The 14587-nt window shown below is 73.1% G+C and carries 16 protein-coding genes and 1 riboswitch; of the genes, 9 read left to right on the top strand and 7 right to left on the bottom strand.

What is annotated here, in order from left to right; genetic code table 11:
- Positions 1-18: 18 nt before the first annotated feature.
- The 3 genes from ABCR83_RS01270 to ABCR83_RS01260 are packed head-to-tail and all read left to right on the top strand — an operon-like array spanning position 19 to position 2805.
- On the top strand, positions 19-630 hold the full coding sequence (locus ABCR83_RS01270; protein ID WP_462692365.1) for a TetR/AcrR family transcriptional regulator: 612 nt from the start codon (positions 19-21) through the stop codon (positions 628-630).
- A gap of 28 nt (positions 631-658) precedes the next feature.
- Positions 659-1297, top strand: a complete 639-nt coding sequence (locus ABCR83_RS01265; protein WP_462692363.1) for a DUF4126 domain-containing protein — start codon at positions 659-661, stop codon at positions 1295-1297.
- Positions 1294-2805, top strand: a complete 1512-nt coding sequence (locus ABCR83_RS01260) for a phytoene desaturase family protein (protein WP_462692361.1) — start codon at positions 1294-1296, stop codon at positions 2803-2805. Before ABCR83_RS01265 ends, ABCR83_RS01260 begins: the two co-directional genes overlap by 4 nt.
- Before the next feature lie 22 nt (positions 2806-2827).
- Here the strand turns inward: ABCR83_RS01260 and ABCR83_RS01255 are convergent, their stop codons facing one another.
- From ABCR83_RS01255 to ABCR83_RS01235, 5 genes are all read right to left on the bottom strand, one after another.
- Positions 2828-3673, bottom strand: a complete 846-nt coding sequence (locus ABCR83_RS01255; protein ID WP_462692359.1) for a hypothetical protein — start codon at positions 3671-3673, stop codon at positions 2828-2830.
- A 39-nt stretch (positions 3674-3712) separates the two neighbouring features.
- Positions 3713-4630 carry a methylenetetrahydrofolate reductase [NAD(P)H] gene (gene metF, locus ABCR83_RS01250; protein ID WP_462692357.1) on the bottom strand — a complete coding sequence of 306 codons (918 nt, stop codon included), beginning with the start codon at positions 4628-4630 and terminating at the stop codon, positions 3713-3715.
- Positions 4631-4756: 126 nt separating this feature from the next.
- Positions 4757-5410: a thiamine phosphate synthase gene (gene thiE, locus ABCR83_RS01245; protein WP_462692355.1), complete on the bottom strand. Its 654-nt coding sequence runs from the start codon at positions 5408-5410 to the stop codon at positions 4757-4759.
- 75 nt (positions 5411-5485) lie between these two features.
- Complete coding sequence (locus tag ABCR83_RS01240; RefSeq protein WP_462692353.1) at positions 5486-5851, bottom strand: Rv2175c family DNA-binding protein; 366 nt, start codon at positions 5849-5851, stop codon at positions 5486-5488.
- Between the two features lie 79 nt (positions 5852-5930).
- A complete protein-coding gene (locus ABCR83_RS01235) occupies positions 5931-7208 on the bottom strand; it encodes an NAD(P)/FAD-dependent oxidoreductase (RefSeq protein ID WP_462692351.1) in 1278 nt (425 codons plus the stop codon).
- A 151-nt stretch (positions 7209-7359) separates the two neighbouring features.
- Positions 7360-7472, top strand: a riboswitch (TPP riboswitch).
- On the opposite strand from ABCR83_RS01235, the gene thiO reads away from it, so the two are divergent.
- The 5 genes from thiO (at position 7470) to ABCR83_RS01210 (ending at position 12649) form a co-directional block, all read left to right on the top strand.
- Positions 7470-8693 (top strand): glycine oxidase ThiO, encoded by a 1224-nt coding sequence (thiO, locus tag ABCR83_RS01230; RefSeq protein ID WP_462692690.1) that lies wholly within the window; start codon positions 7470-7472, stop codon positions 8691-8693. It overlaps the preceding riboswitch by 3 nt.
- Positions 8690-8911, top strand: a complete 222-nt coding sequence (thiS, locus tag ABCR83_RS01225) for a sulfur carrier protein ThiS (RefSeq protein ID WP_462692349.1) — start codon at positions 8690-8692, stop codon at positions 8909-8911. The genes thiO and thiS overlap by 4 nt, the downstream gene beginning before the upstream one ends.
- 9 nt (positions 8912-8920) lie before the next feature.
- Positions 8921-9727, top strand: a complete 807-nt coding sequence (locus ABCR83_RS01220) for a thiazole synthase (protein WP_462692347.1) — start codon at positions 8921-8923, stop codon at positions 9725-9727.
- A gap of 58 nt (positions 9728-9785) precedes the next feature.
- On the top strand, positions 9786-11747 hold the full coding sequence (gene pknB / locus ABCR83_RS01215) for a Stk1 family PASTA domain-containing Ser/Thr kinase (RefSeq protein WP_462692345.1): 1962 nt from the start codon (positions 9786-9788) through the stop codon (positions 11745-11747).
- A gap of 32 nt (positions 11748-11779) precedes the next feature.
- Positions 11780-12649, top strand: coding sequence for a deoxyribonuclease IV (locus ABCR83_RS01210; RefSeq protein WP_462692343.1), 870 nt, complete (start codon positions 11780-11782; stop codon positions 12647-12649).
- Positions 12650-12669: 20 nt separating this feature from the next.
- Here ABCR83_RS01210 and ABCR83_RS01205 read toward each other — a convergent pair whose 3' ends face one another.
- Entirely contained in the window at positions 12670-13302 is a 633-nt protein-coding gene (locus ABCR83_RS01205; protein WP_462692341.1) for a sulfite oxidase-like oxidoreductase, read from the bottom strand.
- Between the two features lie 186 nt (positions 13303-13488).
- Between ABCR83_RS01205 and bfr the strand changes: the two genes are divergently transcribed.
- Positions 13489-13977: a bacterioferritin gene (bfr, locus tag ABCR83_RS01200; RefSeq protein WP_462692339.1), complete on the top strand. Its 489-nt coding sequence runs from the start codon at positions 13489-13491 to the stop codon at positions 13975-13977.
- 1 nt (position 13978) lies between these two features.
- Here bfr and ABCR83_RS01195 read toward each other — a convergent pair whose 3' ends face one another.
- Positions 13979-14239 carry a (2Fe-2S)-binding protein gene (locus ABCR83_RS01195; protein ID WP_462692337.1) on the bottom strand — a complete coding sequence of 87 codons (261 nt, stop codon included), beginning with the start codon at positions 14237-14239 and terminating at the stop codon, positions 13979-13981.
- Between the last annotated feature and the right edge of the window lie 348 nt (positions 14240-14587).

Raw genomic sequence — 14587 nt, 5'->3', positions numbered from 1 at the left:
GCAGGGAGAATCACCCCCATGGACAGCAGCAGTACGCGCCGCCGGAACACCCGGCGGAAGCTCTTCGAAGCAGCCGTGACCCTCATCGCCGAACAGGGCTTCTCCTCCACCACGGTGGACGAGATCGCCGAGCGCGCGGGAGTCGCGAAGGGCACGGTCTACTACAACTTCGCCAGCAAGAACGTGCTCTTCGAAGAGCTGCTGCGGGACGGGATCGAGCTGCTGACCGTCTCCCTGCAACAGGCCGCGGACGAGACGGCCGAGCGGGGCGCCGGCCGGATCGACGCGCTGGACGCGATGATCCGGGCCGGGCTGGACTTCATCGTGCGCTATCCCTCGCTCATCCAGCTGTTCGTGGCCGAGCTGTGGCGCACCAACCGCGCCTGGCAGTCGACCCTGATGCAGGTGCGGCAGAAGGCGATCGCGGTGATCGAGTCCGTGCTGCGGGAAGCGGTCGCGGACGGCGAGCTGAGCGCGGAGATCGACATTCCGCTGACGGCGTCCGCGCTGTTCGGGATGGTGCTCGTCGCGGCGCTGGACTGGCAGTCGTTCCAGCCGGAGCGGTCGGTGGACGAGGTGCACTCGGCGCTGTCGCGCCTGCTGCAGGGGCGGGTCGGCGGCGACCGCTGAGGTCACCGCCGACGTTACGATCGCCTGCATGTCCGTACTCCCCCTGGTCTTCACCAGCGGCTGGGCCAGCGGGATCAACGCCTACGCCGTGGTCCTGCTGCTCGGTTTGCTGGGCCGCATCGGCGTCACCGACCAGGCGCCGGACGCCCTGCAGCGCCCGGAGGTGCTGATCGCGGCCGGGCTGCTGTTCCTCTGCGAGGCGGTGGCCGACAAGATCCCGTATGTGGACTCGGTCTGGGACGCGGTGCACACCGTGATCCGGCCGCTCTCCGGCGCGGTGGTCGGCGCCCTGCTCGCCGGGCAGAGCGGCTCGCTGCCGGACCTGGCGGCCGGCGCGGTGGGCGGCTCCACCGCCCTGCTGAGCCATCTGGTCAAGGCGGGCACCAGGATGGCGGTCAACACCTCGCCCGAGCCGGCCAGCAATATCGTGCTGAGCCTGGTGGAGGACCTGGGCGTCGCGGGCTTGGTCGTCTTCGCGCTGTTCCACCCACTTGCCGCCGCCGTCATCGCGGGCACCCTGCTCGCGCTGGGGATCGCACTGGTGGTCGTGGTGTGGCGGCGGATCCGCGCCTTCCTGCGCCGCAGGAGGCAGCGGCGCGGGGCCCGGCGCCGGGCGCCGGCCCCCGGAGAAGCCCCCGGAGAAACATCAGTGAGGTCATCGGCATGACACGGATCGTGGTGATCGGCGCCGGGATGGGCGCGATGGCGGCCGCCGCGCGGCTGGCCGTCGCGGGCCACCGAGTGGCGGTGTACGAGCGCGGGGACACGCACGGCGGCGCCGTCGGGCGCTTCGCCCGGGACGGCTTCGTCTTCGACACCGGGCCGGGCCTGCTGCACCTGCCCGCCGTCTACCGCGATCTGTTCGTCAAGACCGGCAAGGAATCGCTGGAGCAGAGCATCGAGCTCTCCCAGGTGGATCCGGCGAGCAGCCATCTGTTCGCGGACGGCACGGCAGTCGCCCTGCCCAACGCCTCCCGCGCGGGCGTCGTCCGGGCGCTGGACGAGGCGATCGCCCCGGGCGCGGGCGAACGCTGGAGCGAGCTGGTCAACCGCGCCCGCGAGGCGTGGGAGGTGACGCGCCGCCCGCTGCTGGAGGAGCCGCTGCGCGCGGGGAGCGGGATCGACGACCCCTATCCGGCCGTGCGCAGGCGGGGGTTGCTGCGCCGCGCCGCGCCCCGCACCCTCGAGGCCGTCGCGGAGCGGGAGTTGGCGGACCCCCGGCTGATCGCCCTCCTGGAGAGCCATGCCCTGGCGTACGGGCTCGACCCGCGCACCGCCCCGCCGAGCGCCACGGTCCTGCCGTACCTGGAGCAGACCTTCGGCAGTTGGTATGCGCACGGCGGCATGCGGGCTCTCGCCGACGCGCTGTATGCGCGCTGCATCGCCCGCAGGGTGGAGTTCCACTTCGGGGCGGAGGTCACCGGTCTTCTGGAGAAGGACGCCCCCCATGGCCTCAAGGGCGAGGGGGGCACCCCCGGCGCGGCGGGGGTGCGGCTGGCCGACGGAAGCGTGGTGGAGGCCGACAGCGTGGTCGCGGGCGTCCCGTCCGGCGCGCTGGAGGCCATCGCACCCGGCCATGGGGACATCTCGGTCCCGCCCGGGAGGTTCACCGTCTTCCTGGCCCTGCGGGGCGCCCGCCCCGAGGGCGTGGCGCATCGCACGGTGATCCACCCACCCGACCGCGCCGCGGAGTTGGCGGCGGTGTTCGGCCCAGCGGGGGCGGCGTACCGGCCGACGGTGACCGCGCTGCGCCCGGACGACCTCTCCGTGCGTCCGGACGACAGGCACGAGGCCGTGACGCTCACCGCCACCGTCGCCCCGCACGGCCGCGTCGACTGGGCGGACGAGCGCACCGTCGAGGGCTTCACCGAGCGGATGCTGGCCGCCGCCGAAGCGGCGATCCCGGGGCTCGGGCAGCGGCTGCTGTGGCGGGAGACCCGCACTCCGCTGGATGTCCGGGCGGCCACCGGCGCCGAGGGCGGCGGAGTGCCGGCCCCCGTGCTGGCGGGCGCCGGGGGCGCGTTCCTGCGCCCCGGCAATGCGACCCGGCTGCCCGGTCTGCACCGGGTCGGCGGCTTCGCCCATCCCGGCGGCGGGCTCGCCCATGCGGGGATGTCCGGAGCGCTGGTCGCCGGTCTGATCGTGGAGGGGACGGACTTCCGCGGCTCGCGGTGAACCCGGTGCCTGTCCCGGGGCATCAGTAGCGGTACTGCCCGTCGTAGTCGCCCCCGGGCGCGGGCTGCTGCTGCGGGGGCGGCGGGAGATCCGTGTCCCGCTGCTGGGGCACCCAGACACCACCGGGCGGGGTGTCCATGTCGTAGTGCTGCGGCGCATAGGTGTCGCCGGGGTGGTACGGCTGCTGCTGCACATACGACTCGTACTGCTGCTGCCCGTATCCCTCATAGGGCTCGTAGGTCTGCGGGCGGCTGCCGATGTAGGGATCGGAGTACGCGGCGTACTGCCCCTGCCCATAGTCGAATTGGCCGCCGAAGACGGTCGTCTCCTCGGCCGCGGCGGCGTACTGGCCGTAGCCGGATCCGTAGTCGGCGTGTTCCACGGTCGGCTGCTCCGGCACGTTCGGCATCAGGCCGGCAGGGGCGGCAGCAGTGTCGGGGGCGTCCGGGCCTTCGGCGAGCGGCGCCGGCGGCGGGTCCGCAGGGGCGGCGCTCCGCGGAGCCGGCTCGGCGGCGCGGGCCGCGCCGCGCTCGCCCTTGCCCCGGCGGCGTCCCGCCCGCGACCCGCCGGCCGCGCGGCCCGCGGCCTCGGCCCCGGGCGTGGCCCCGGCGGGCGGACGCCGGATCGCCCAGCCCTCGGAGAAGCCGCGCCGGAAGGAGAGCGTCACATACACCTGCCCGACCGCGAAGGCGGCCGCGCCCGCGATGATGACCGCCACCGAGGGGATCGCCACACCGGCGACGACGCCGCTGAAGCCGAAAAAGGCGAGGAGCCGCCAGCGCAGCCGGGCCTTGTACTGCAGCAGCACCTCGCTGAGCAGCCAGAGCGCGACGACGCCGAACGCGAAGTAGAGGACCGTCCAGCCCATTAGCGCCCCTCTCGTCCGGCCACCGTTCCCGGCAGGCCGTCAGGACCGCTGGTGCAGTCCCAGGTTCTCGTAGATTTCCAAGGTGGCCGTGGAGTGGTTCAGGGTAATGAAATGCAGCCCGGGAATCTCCTCGGCCATCAACCGGGCACACAGGTCCGTCGCGTACTCGATCCCGATCGAGCGTACAGCCGCCGGGTCGTCCTCCACCGCACGGATCCGTTCGGCGAGCGCCGCGGGGAATGCCGCATTGCTGAGCTGTGCGAACCGTTCGATCTGACGCACGTTGGTGACCGGCATGATCTCGGGGATGATCGGGGTGTCACAGCCGGCCGCCGCCACTCGGTCGCGCAGCCGCAGATAGTCCTCCGGGTGGAAGAACATCTGGGTGATGGCGAAGTCGGCGCCCGCCCGGCACTTGGCCACGAAGTGGCGGATGTCGGAGTCCCAGTCCGTGGAGCGCGGGTGCATCTCGGGGAAGGCCGCCACGCCCACACAGAAGTCGCCCGACTCCTTGATGAGCCTGACCAGTTCGACCGCGTGGTCGAAGCCCTGCGGATGGCGCACCCACTCGCCCATCGGATCCCCGGGCGGATCGCCGCGCAGCGCGAGCATGTTGCGGATGCCCACGTCGGCGTACTGGCCGATGATGTTGCGCAGCTCGGCCAGGGAGTGGTTGACCGCCGTCAGATGCGCGACGGGGGTGAGGGTGGTGTCGGTCGCGATGCGCTCCGTCGCCCGTACGGTGCCCTCGCGTGAGGAGCCGCCGGCGCCGTAGGTCACCGACACAAAGGTGGGGGCGACGGCTTCGATCCGGCGGATGGCGTTCCACAGGGTCCGTTCGCCCCTCTCGGTCCTCGGGGCGGCGAATTCGAAGGAATACGAGCGCTCGCCGGAAGCGAGCAGTTCACGCACGGTGCGTGCGCGATCAGTCCTGGTGGAAGCAGTGCCAAGGGCCATACCGGTCAAGTTAACCAGCGGTGTGGCGACTCCCCCAATCCGCTTCCGGGATATGCCCTTTTCATCCGCCGTTTCATCCGCCGCCCGTCCGCCTTTCGGACGGCTCGGGCATGGCTCGGGCATGGCTCAGGCGGCGAAGGCCCGGATCCGCTCGGCGAGCGAGGCCGCCGCCGCTCCCGGGTCGTCCGCCTCGGTGATCGCCCGGACGACGACGATCCGCCGGGCGCCCGCCTCCAGCACCTGGTCGAGGTTGCCCGCGTCGATTCCGCCGATCGCGAACCACGGCCGGCCGGACTCGCGGGACGCGGCGTGGCGCACCAGGGAGAGCCCCGGGGCGTGCCGCCCGGGCTTGGTCGGGGTGGGCCAGCAGGGGCCGGTGCAGAAGTAGTCCACACCCGGCTCGGCGGCCGCGGCGTCCACCTCGGCCGGGGCATGGGTGGAGCGGCCGATCAGCACCCGGTCGCCGAGTATCGCCCGGGCGGCGGGCACCGGCAGATCGCCCTGGCCCAGGTGCAGCACCTGGGAGCGGGCGGCGTGCGCGACATCGGCGCGGTCGTTGACCGCGAGCAGCCGGTTGTGGCGGCGGGCCGCGGCGGCGAAGACGGCGAGGTGCTCCAGCTCCTCCCCCGCCTCCAGGCCCTTGTCGCGGAGCTGCACGATGTCCACTCCGGCGGCGAGCACCGCGTCCAGGAACTCCGGCAGGTCGCCCTGGCGCTTGCGCGCGTCGGTGCACAGGTACAGCCGGGCGTCGGCGAGCGGCGGGCGCGCGGTGGCGGACATCGGGTTTCCCCCCGGGTCGGCGGTGTGCGGCCCGGACAGCCGGGCCGCACACCGCACATGGTTGCTAGGGACGGGTCAGACGGCGAGCGCCTGGGCGCGGCGCTTCACCTCCGTGCCGCGATTCTCGCGCAGCGCCTGAGCGGGGGTGCCGGGCAGGGTCGGGTCCTCGGTGAACAGCCACTCCAGCATCTCCGCGTCGGTGAAGCCGTCGTCCTTGAGGAGGGTCAGGGTCCCGGTCAGGCCCTTGACGACCTTGTTGTCCTTGATGAACTCGGCCGGCACCTGGAGCGCCTTGTTCTCACCACGGCGCACGGCGATCAGCTGGCCCTCCTTGACCAGCTGCCGCACGCGCGTCACCTCCACGTCGAGCATCTCGGCGATGTCGGGAAGGGTGAGCCAGGCGGGGACGAGTCCATCGATCTTTGCGTCAATCTCGGTCACGAGGACAAGCCTGCCATCCGGGACTGACAGCCGGTAGCCGGGTTGACCCTGCCGGGTGCGAACCCCTGGCGGGGCGGCCTCAGGAGGTGGCCGCCTTCAGCGGAACCGACGCGTCCGCCGCCTTGGCCCGGTCGATGGCGGCACCCCGCTCGATGAGCTTGCGCCCCTGCGCCAGGTCCCGGGGGCGTCCCACCGCCAGCAGCGCGACCAGGACGCCCGCCCGCAGCCAGCACACCGTCCAGGCGGTACCGGCCGGATCGCCGCGCCAGACCAGCTCGTCGGCGTCCGAGTGGTGTCCCGCGTACTGGACGAAGCGGCCGAACTGCTCCGACCAGAAGTACGGCACCGGGTCGTACACCGGCCCCTCGGCCGGACCGTGGACGATGTTGGCCGCGACCGTCCGCGGGCCCTGCAGGGCGTTGTCCCAGTGGTGCACCAGCAGCCGCTCGCCGTACCGGGCGGAGGGGAAGGACGCGCAGTCGCCGACCGCGTAGACGTCCGGCAGCGAGGCGCGCAGCCGGTTGTCGGTGACCACCGAACGGTCCGCCGCGAGCTCGATGCCCGAGCCGGCCAGCCAGCCGGTCGCGGGCCGGGCGCCGATGCCGACCACCACCACATCGGCGGGCAGCCGCCGGCCGTCGGCCAGCAGGACCGCGCCCGCCTCGATGGCGGCCACCCGGGCGCCGGTGAGCAGCCGGGCGCCGCTGCTCGCGTACCAGTCCGCCATGTGGGCGGCGACCTCGGCCGGCAGGGCACCCGCCAGCGGCCGGTCCGCGGCCTCCACGACGGTCACCTCGCACCCCGCCTCGCGGGCGGCGGTGGCGAACTCCGCGCCGATCCAGCCGGCTCCCACCGCGACCACCTCGCGCCGCTCGGTCAGCAGCGGGCGCAGCCGTTCCGCGTCGTCCAGGGTGCGCAGCAGGTGGACGCCGGGCGCGCCTTCGCTGCCGGGCAGTTCGACAGGTTCCGCGCCGGTGGCGACGACCAGCACGTCATACGGCACGGTGCCGCGCACCGTGTCCAGCTCGTGGTCGGCGGCGCGCAGGCCGGTGACCTCACGGCCGAGCTGCAGTTCGATGCCGAGGGAGGCGAAGTCGACCTCAAAGGCGGAACCTTCTGCCTTGCCGAGCAGCACGGCCTTGGACAGCGGGGGCCGGTCGTAGGGCTGGTGGGGCTCGGCGCCCAGCAGGGTGACCGCCCCCTGCCAGCCCTGTTCGCGCAGGGCGACGGCGGTCTGCACCCCGGCCATGCCGGCGCCGACGATGACGACGCGGCCGTGCGCCGCGGCGCTGCTCGTGTCCCGGCCCTCCCAGGCCTCGGAGGCAGAGCCACTGGGGGTGTTCGTCTGCTCACTCACCCGATCACTGTATGGCGGCGGCCGAGGTCTTTCGGAGCACCGGGTGACGAGACCTCCGACACAGCTGACACAACGTCATGACGGTTGGCCGCCGTCGGCGGACCCGCCGCCTTCCGGCCGGTCCGCGGGCCGTACTAGGGTGGCCGCTGCAACAAGCACTCGCGGGAGCCCGGACGGACCGGGCTGAGAGGGAGGCTGGACGGCCTCCGACCGTACGAACCTGATCCGGGTCATGCCGGCGAAGGGAGGGGCTGGATGCCCATGCATGCTTCTGATCCGCCTGCCGATCCACTTTCCGATCCACGGGATTCCACCGGCTCGTCGGGGACGTATGACGTCCTGGTCATCGGCGGCGGGGTCATCGGCCTGGTCACGGCCTGGCGCGCGGCCCAGCGCGGGCTGCGCACCGCGGTCGCCGACCCGGCGCCCGGCAGCGGCGCCACGCGGGTCGCGGCGGGGATGCTGGCCGCCGTCACCGAGCTGCACCACGGCGAGCAGGCGCTGCTCGCCCTCAACCTGGCCTCCGCGCGGCGCTATCCGGAGTTCACCGCCGAGCTGGAGGAGGCCGGCGGACAGGACACCGGCTATCGCGCGTGCGGCACGCTGGCCGTCGCGCTGGACGCCGACGACCGGGCCCAGCTGCGCGAACTGCACGCCCTCCAGCTGCGGTCCGGGCTGGACGCGCAGTGGCTGACGGGGCGTGAGTGCCGTCGGCTGGAGCCGATGCTGGCACCCGGAGTGCACGGCGGGCTGCGGGTCGACGGCGACCACCAGACCGATCCCCGGCGGCTGGCGAGGGCCCTGCTGGCCGCCTGCGAGCGGGCCGGGGTGGCCTTCCACCGCTCGGCGGCGGTGCGCGCCCTGCTGTCCGGCGGCCGGGCCGCGGGCGCGGAGCTCGCCGACGGCAGGCTGCTCCGGTCCGGCCAGACGGTGCTGGCGGCGGGCAGCTTCAGCGGGCGGCTCGCGGGCCTGCCCGAGGAGGTCCTGCCGCCGGTGCGCCCGGTCAAGGGGCAGCTGCTGCGGCTGCGGGTGCCCGGCGGGTACCGGCCGTTCCTGTCCCGGACGGTACGGGCGGTGGTGCGCGGCGGCCCGGTCTATCTGGTGCCGCGCGAGAACGGTGAGCTGGTGGTCGGCGCGACCACCGAGGAGCTGGGCTGGGACACCACCGTCACCGCGGGCGGCGTCTATGAGCTGCTGCGCGACGCGCATGAGCTGGTGCCGGGCATCACCGAGCTGCCGCTGGTGGAGACCCTGGCCGGGCTGCGCCCGGGCTCTCCGGACAACGCCCCGCTGCTCGGCCCGACCGCCCTGCCGGGCCTGCACCTGGCCACCGGTCACCACCGCAACGGCGTGCTGCTCGCCCCGCTGACCGGGGATGTGCTCGCCGAGGTGCTGACCACCGGACGGCTGCCGGAGGCGGCCCGTCCGTTCTCCCCGCTGCGCTTCGCGCCCGCCCGCCCCGCACTCCAGGAGCAGTCCGCATGACCGGCACCGTGCAGGTATCCGTCAATGGTGAGCACCGGACCGTCCCCGGCGGGACGACCCTGGACGGCCTGCTGGCCGCGCTCACCGGGCCCGTCGGCGGCCGCGGCGGGGTGGCCGCCGCCGTCAACGAGACCGTCGTACCGCGCGCCCAGTGGCCGTCCACGGCGCTCGGCGACGGCGACCGGATCGAGGTTCTCACCGCGGTGCAGGGAGGCTGATCAGCTCAGATGGCAGACGATTTGCTCACCATCGCGGACACCGTCTTCACCTCCCGGCTGATCCTGGGGACGGGCGGGGCGCCCAGCCTGGAGGTGCTGGAGCGGGCGCTGCTGGCCTCGGGCACCGAGCTGACCACGGTGGCGATGCGCCGGCTGGACTCGAGTGTGCGGGGTTCGGTGCTGTCCGTACTGGAGAAGCACGGCGTGCGCGTGCTGCCCAACACCGCGGGCTGCTTCACCGCCGGCGAGGCGGTCCTGACGGCCCGGCTGGCCCGTGAGGCGCTCGGCACCGACTGGGTCAAGCTCGAGGTGATCGCGGACGAGCGCACCCTGCTGCCCGATCCCATCGAGCTGCTGGACGCCGCCGAGATCCTGGTCGACGACGGCTTCACGGTCCTGCCGTACACCAATGACGACCCGGTGCTGGCCCGCAAGCTCCAGGACGTGGGCTGTGCCGCGATCATGCCGCTGGGCTCGCCGATCGGCTCCGGCCTGGGCATCCGCAACCCGCACAACTTCCAGCTGATCACGGAGCGGGCGAGCGTCCCGGTGATCCTGGACGCCGGGGCGGGCACCGCCTCCGACGCGGCCCTGGCGATGGAGCTGGGGTGCGCGGCCGTGATGCTGGCCTCGGCCGTGACGCGGGCGCAGGAGCCGGTGCTGATGGCGGAGGCCATGCGGCACGCGGTGGAGGCGGGGCGGCTGGCGCACCGGGCCGGGCGCATCCCGCGGCGGCACTTCGCCGAGGCGTCGTCGCCGGTGGCGGGCCGGGCGGTGCTGGATCCGGAGCGGCCGGCCTTCGGCGGGATCGGTTGAGCCCGTCCGGAGGTACGCACTCACGGCCCGTCGCCGAGGGCTCGTAGACTCAGGGACCGTGGACACGACCCTGCCCGACCCCCTGGTCGACCAGCTGCTCGACGGCCGCTACCGCATCGAGGCGCGGGTCGCCGCCGGTGGCATGGCCACGGTCTACCGGGCCCTGGACACCCGGCTCGACCGGGTGCTCGCCGTGAAGGTGATGCACCCCACCCTCGCGGTGGACGCCGCCTTCGTGGAGCGCTTCATCCGCGAGGCCAAGTCGGCGGCGCGGCTGGACCACCCCAATGTGGTCAGCGTCTTCGACCAGGGCACCGACGGCGGATACGTCTACCTCGCGATGGAGTACGTGGCGGGCTGCACCCTGCGCGATGTGCTGCGCGAGCGCGGGGCGCTCCGGCCGCGGGCCGCGCTGGACATCGTCGAGCCCGTGCTGGCGGCGCTCGGCGCCGCACACCGGGCCGGGCTGGTGCACCGGGACATGAAGCCCGAGAACGTGCTGATCGGCGACGACGGGCGGGTCAAGGTCGCCGACTTCGGCCTGGTGCGGGCGGTGGGCACCACCACCACGACCAGCACCGGCTCGGTCCTGGGCACCGTCTCCTACCTCGCCCCCGAGCAGATCGAGCACGGCACGGTCGACACCCGCACCGATGTCTACGCGTGCGGCGTGGTCCTCTACGAAATGCTCACCGGCATCAAGCCGCACGCCGGCACCAGTCCGGCCCAGGTGCTCTACCAGCACCTGCACCAGGATGTGCCGCCGCCGTCCGGCGAGGTCCCGGACCTGGCCCCGGAGCTCGACGACGTGGTGACCGCCGGCACCGCCCGCGACCCGCGGCTGCGCCCGGACGACGCGGTGGGGATGCTCGGGCTGATCCGGGCGGCGCGCGCGGCGCTCTCCCCCGAGCAGCTGGACGCCCGCCCGCCGCGCGCCACCGACTCTCCCGGGGTGTCCGAGGACCGTACGAGCGTCCTGCCGAGCCCGGCGGTCTCCCCGTCCCCGCGCCCGCTCACCGCGGACGAGCGGCTGGACCGTACCGCGCGCATCGAGCGGCCGCCCGCGGTGCCCCCGCAGGCGCCGCCGCCCCTCGCCTCGCCCTGGCGGCGGCTGCCGGGGCCGCTGCGCCGGCTGCGCCGGCGCACGGTGGTGCTGGTGGCCGCCGCCGTGCTGGCGGTGCTGGCGGGCGCGGGCGTCTGGTACATCAACTCCGGCCAGTTCACCTCGGTCCCGGCCGTGCTGGACATGACACAGCAGAAGGCGGAGCAGGAACTCGGCAAGGCCGGGCTCCAGGTGCGGACCAAGCAGGCCTTCAGCGACACCATCGAGCGCGGCCATGTGATGGCCACCGATCCCGGTCCGGGCGAGCGCATCCGCAACACCGGCCGGGTGACGCTCACCGTCTCCCGGGGTCCGGAGCGGGCCGAGGTGCCCAATGTGGCCGGGATGCCGCTGGACGAGGCGAAGAAGAAGATCCAGGGCGAGGGGCTGACGGTCGGCGATATCAGCCGGCAGTTCAGTGACGAGACCCCGCAGGGCTCGGTGCTCTCCTCGGACCCCGCCCCCGGCACGGAGCGCCGCCCCGACTCCCCCATCGCGCTGGTGGTGAGCAAGGGCCGGCCGCGGGACGTGCCGGATGTGAGCGGCCTGACGGTCGACGAGGCCCGGGCCGCGCTGCGCGAGCAGGGTCTGGAGATCAAGGTCTCGGACACCCAGGTCTACTCCGTCAAGGACAAGGGCGAGGTGGCCGAGCAGTCGCCCGCCAAGGGCAGCCGGGCGGCCACGGGCGACACTGTCACCGTGACCGTCTCCAAGGGCAAGGAGATGCTCGTCGTCCCGGATGTCACCGGAAAGAGTGAGTCCGATGCCAAGAAGCTGTTGACCGACGCCGGGTTCGCGGTGCGGGTGGACCGGCCGTTCCTCTTCCCCCGCGACTCGGTCGAGAGCCAGTCGGTCAAGGGCGGCGACAAGGCCGCCCGGGGCGACACCATCACCATCCGGCTCAAGGGCGCCCTCTGAGGCGCCTGAGCAGTCCGAGAATTCCGGGAGTCATGAGCACCACGCCACGCAATCCCGTCGGCGGTCACGTTCCGGTGGCCGGCGGCCTGGCCAGGACCGGCCTGCCGTACGCCCGCGAGATGGGCGCCGAGGCCGTACAGGTCTTCGTCGCCAACCCGCGCGGCTGGGCGACCCCGCCCGGCGACCCGCGCCAGGACGAGGCCTTCCGGGCCGGCTGCGCGGAGGGGTCGCTGCCGGTGTACGTCCACGCCCCGTACTTGATCAATTTCGGTTCGCACACCGAGGCGACCGTCGACAGGTCGGTGGCCGCACTGCGGCACTCGCTGCGCCGGGGGCGGGAGATCGGCGCGCGCGGCGTCGTGGTGCACACCGGCTCGGCCACCGGGGGCAGGCCTCGCCGGGCCGCCCTGGCCCAGGTCCACGAGCGGCTGCTGCCGCTGCTGGCGGAGCTGACCCACCCGGACGATCCCCGGCTGCTGCTCGAGCCGACGGCCGGGCAGGGTTCCTCGCTCTGCTCGTGGATCGCGGATCTCGGGCCGTACTTCGAGGCGTTGGAGCGTCATCCGCGGCTCGGTGTCTGCCTGGACACCTGCCATCTCTTCGCGGCCGGCCACGATCTCGCCGGGCCCGGCGGGATGAAGCAGGCGCTCGACGAGCTGGTGACCGTGGTGGGCGAGGGCCGGCTGGGACTGATCCACGCCAATGACTCCAAGGACGTGGTCGGCGCGTTCAAGGACCGGCACGAGAACATCGGTGCCGGGCACATCGGCGCCGAGCCCTTCGCGGAGCTGTTCACCCATCCGGCGACGGTGGGCGTGCCGCTGACGATCGAGACCCCGGGCGGCAAGGCGGGACACGCCGCCGACGTGGCGCGGCTGAAGGCACTGCGCGGTACCGCCTGAGACCGCTTACGACCAGGCTGTCAGAGTTCGGGGCCCTCCCCCGGCTTCTCCTGGTAGGAATAGCGCTGTTCCTGCCATGGGTCGCCCACGTTGTGGTAGCCGCGCTCCTCCCAGAAGCCCCGCCGGTCGGTGGTCATGTACTCCACCCCGCGCACCCATTTGGGGCCCTTCCACGCATAGAGGTGCGGGACGGCCAGCCGCACCGGGAACCCGTGCTCGGCGGTGAGGAGTTCGCCGTCCTGGTGGGTGGCGAAGATCGACTGCTCGGCGGTGAAGTCGGACAGCCGCAGATTGGAGCTGTAGCCGTACTCGGCCCAGACCATCACATGGGTGACATCCGGCGCGGGCGGGGCGAGTTCGACGATGGTACGGGCCGGCACGCCGCCCCATTCGGCGCCGAAGACGCTGTACTTGGTGACGCAGTGCAGATCGGCGGTCACCGTCGCATACGGCAGGGCGGCGAACTCGTCGTGCGTCCAGCAGTGCTTGGCGCCGTCGGCGGTCGCACCGAAGACCCGGAACTCCCAGCGGTCCGCCCTGAACTTCGGCACCGGGCCATAGTGCGTCACCGGCCAGCCGCGCTGGATCCGCTGCCCCGGGGGCAGCCGCAGATGTTCCCCCTTGCGGCTTTCGGTGTCTTTCGAGGGCCCCATGGGTCAATGGTGTCAGACCCCGGGGGATGTTCATGACCAGGGGTGGCACTATCCGGACAACTCCCACTAAGTGTGCACTTACTGGACGGTATCCGGGGCCGGTGCGAGGATGCGCGCAATCTGCCGGACCCCCTCCCCCACGGCCTGGACGGCCATGGGCGGCACCCCCTGGAAGGAGCCTCTGCGATGCAGGGCGACCCCGAGATCATCGAGTTCCTCAATGAGCAGCTGACGGGCGAGCTGACCGCCATCAACCAGTACTTCCTGCACGCGAAGATGCAGGAGCACCTCGGCTGGACCAAGATCGCCGAGCACACTCGCGCCGAGTCGTTCGACGAGATGAAGCACGCCGAGGTGCTGACCGACCGGATCCTCTTCCTCGAAGGACTGCCCAACTACCAACGGCTCTTCCACGTCCGGATCGGCCAGACGATCGCCGAGATGTTCCAGGCGGACCGGCAGGTGGAGGTCGAGGCGATCGACCGCCTCAAGCGGGGTGTGGAGGTCATGCGGGCCAAGGGCGACATCACCTCGGCCAATATCTTCGAGTCGATCCTCGCGGACGAGGAGGACCACATCGACTACCTCGACACCCAGCTCGACCTGATCGAGAAGCTGGGCGAGCCGCTCTATCTGGCCCAGTTCATCGAGCAGTCGAACGGTGGCGCGAACTAACCTACGCCGCGAGGTCCCCGGCCCGTACCGCCGGCGTCAGCACCGTGACCTCGGCGCTCAGCACCCCGGACTCGCCGCGGTCGGCCAGCTCGCGGCGCGGGCAGGCGCCCCGGCCGAGCAGGGCCTGGATGCGGCGCACGCAGCTGCCACAGTCGGTGCCCGCCTTGCAGGCAGAGGCGATCTTGCGGGGCGTGCACGCCCCCTGATCCGCGTGCTCACGCACCTGCTGCTCGGTGATGCCGAAGCATGAGCAGACGTACACGCGGTCACCGCCTCGCCGGGATGGATCACGGGATGGATCAAAAGCATGGGATAGATCAAAAACAAAGGTAACCCTTACCTTACCCGGCTCGCCCGGGGGACCACAACGCCGTGGGGGGCGGGGGGCCCCGCCGCGCGCCCCCCCCCCGCCGCCCCGTTCTCGCCCCGCCCCCGGCCGCCCCCGGGCGCGCCCGGGCGGGCGGCCCCGCCGCCCCCCCCCCCCCCCCCCCGGCCCGGCCCGGGGGGGGGGGGGGCCCCTCCGGCGCCCCCCCGTCTCTCCCGGCGCGGGGGGTCGGTGCGGGCGCGGCCCGCCGCCCCCCCCCCCCCCCCCCCCCCCCCCCCCCCCCCC

Source organism: Streptomyces xingningensis, assembly GCF_054957865.1.
This window is presented reverse-complemented; position numbering and strand designations above follow the sequence as displayed.

Bases quoted from the DNA above. Each gene is read 5' to 3' on its own strand.
- thiO (WP_462692690.1), top strand. From the start codon at position 7,470: ATGCATGCTTCTGATCCGCCTGCCGATCCACTTTCCGATCCACGGGAT.
- ABCR83_RS01260 (WP_462692361.1), top strand. From the start codon at position 1,294: ATGACACGGATCGTGGTGATCGGCGCCGGGATGGGCGCGATGGCGGCC.
- thiS (WP_462692349.1), top strand. From the start codon at position 8,690: ATGACCGGCACCGTGCAGGTATCCGTCAATGGTGAGCACCGGACCGTC.
- ABCR83_RS01205 (WP_462692341.1), bottom strand. From the start codon at position 13,302: ATGGGGCCCTCGAAAGACACCGAAAGCCGCAAGGGGGAACATCTGCGG.
- ABCR83_RS01265 (WP_462692363.1), top strand. From the start codon at position 659: ATGTCCGTACTCCCCCTGGTCTTCACCAGCGGCTGGGCCAGCGGGATC.
- thiE (WP_462692355.1), bottom strand. From the start codon at position 5,410: ATGTCCGCCACCGCGCGCCCGCCGCTCGCCGACGCCCGGCTGTACCTG.
- bfr (WP_462692339.1), top strand. From the start codon at position 13,489: ATGCAGGGCGACCCCGAGATCATCGAGTTCCTCAATGAGCAGCTGACG.
- ABCR83_RS01270 (WP_462692365.1), top strand. From the start codon at position 19: ATGGACAGCAGCAGTACGCGCCGCCGGAACACCCGGCGGAAGCTCTTC.
- ABCR83_RS01210 (WP_462692343.1), top strand. From the start codon at position 11,780: ATGAGCACCACGCCACGCAATCCCGTCGGCGGTCACGTTCCGGTGGCC.
- ABCR83_RS01220 (WP_462692347.1), top strand. From the start codon at position 8,921: ATGGCAGACGATTTGCTCACCATCGCGGACACCGTCTTCACCTCCCGG.
- ABCR83_RS01255 (WP_462692359.1), bottom strand. From the start codon at position 3,673: ATGGGCTGGACGGTCCTCTACTTCGCGTTCGGCGTCGTCGCGCTCTGG.
- metF (WP_462692357.1), bottom strand. From the start codon at position 4,630: ATGGCCCTTGGCACTGCTTCCACCAGGACTGATCGCGCACGCACCGTG.